This is a genomic window from uncultured Campylobacter sp. (assembly GCF_938045535.1).
Classification (GTDB): domain Bacteria; phylum Campylobacterota; class Campylobacteria; order Campylobacterales; family Campylobacteraceae; genus Campylobacter_B.
Map to the genome: position 1 here is coordinate 1 of NZ_CALIMQ010000177.1, position 1363 is coordinate 1363.

The 1363-nt window shown below is 38.7% G+C and carries 2 protein-coding genes; both read right to left on the reverse strand.

Annotated features, from left to right (window positions below):
* Positions 1–204: 204 nt before the first annotated feature.
* The gene (locus Q0095_RS05615; protein ID WP_297882153.1) at positions 205–870 is read right to left on the reverse strand and encodes a restriction endonuclease subunit S; all 666 of its coding nucleotides are present in this window, start codon (positions 868–870) and stop codon (positions 205–207) included.
* Positions 871–946: 76 nt separating this feature from the next.
* Positions 947–1363: N-6 DNA methylase (locus tag Q0095_RS05620; RefSeq protein WP_297882155.1), on the reverse strand; the 417-nt coding region annotated here is incomplete at its 5' end.

The window sequence follows — 1363 nt, forward strand, 5'->3', positions numbered from 1 at the left end:
TTTTCTTTAAATAAGGGCGAATATTGCCTATCAAAACATCACCGTTTTCAAATTTAGTCCAACTGCCGCTATTTGGAACGCATTTTGACGATATTTTGCCCGCCTTATCTTGAAGCAAATTTTCCACGCCGACGTAATTTAACTCATTTAAAGAGTCAAATTTGATTCTATCGCTAGGATATATTGCAATTTCCCCAAGCATTTTTAGCTCACACCCCCCCCGTTTTTATTGAGCTCGTCAAAGCTTAGAAGGAAGTCGCGATAAAATTCGTATTGCTTTTTCCTAGCTGTAAGCTCTGCTGTAAGCTCTGCTGTAAGCTCTGCTGTAAGCAGCGTGAAACAGTCCAAAATACGGACTATTTCACGCTGTACTTCCAGAGGAGGTACGGGGAGTTTGATTTTAGCTAACTTTGATGGCGAAAGGTGCGTTACCGTAGTTCCACTCACGCATTTCATTTTTTCTTTTTCAAATTTTTTAGAATTTAAGTAATAAACCAAAAAACCAGGATTTTGATTATGAGATAAAATCAACGCATCTCCGCCTATATAAACAGGCGTTTGCGTCATTAAAGCAGACACTTTACCTATCTGAGCTTCCTTTGTAGTACTAGAAATAGGCAATATCAAATCTCCAAAAATTGCAACGCTAGCTTTTTGAGCGCGCTCTTTTGAGGTATAAGACGCTATTTTATTTACATAATCGCCGTAAGTAGTATATAGCTCGCCATATAAAATCATAGGAATATCCCCCAAATCTTTATCACTTTTTGATAAAGATTTACCGCGACTAAATTTACATATCTCCCCAAGCTCCCTAAACTCAACCCCATTCGGACAAAGCCTTTTTATCAAATCAAAAATCTTACTCATTTTTTGCCTTTTAAAATTTTGCTCGGCTTCGCGAGTGAAATTTCGGAGCCATCGCTTGCCGTGTAAATAATAGCTTTCATATTTCACCGTCCAAATTTATCTGCGCAACGATTTGGTCGATTTGCTCGCGTAAATTTGAGATTTTAGCCACGGTCTGCTTTATCTGTAAATTTAACTCATTTATGTCGATAATCTCGCGCGTATCCTTTGCCTCGACGTAAGAGCTCACGGCTAGATTATAGTCGTTGTTGGCTATTTTTTCATTATCTACGAGCGCACAGACGTGAGCTACGTCCTCTTTTTTATCAAACAGATCTATTATTTTTAAGATGTGCTCGTTAGTTAGGACGTTGTTGTTCGTCCTTTTTTCAAAAAACTCGCTAGCATCGATAAACTGCGTTTTAGTCTGGGTTTTATGCTTTGAAAGAACAAGGATATTAACAGCTATCGGAGTGCCATAAAAAAGATTTGGGGCGAGCGCGATGACGGTCTC

Excerpts from the sequence above, each read along its gene's own strand:
- Q0095_RS05615 (WP_297882153.1), bottom strand. The coding sequence starts at position 870 with ATGAGTAAGATTTTTGATTTGATAAAAAGGCTTTGTCCGAATGGGGTT.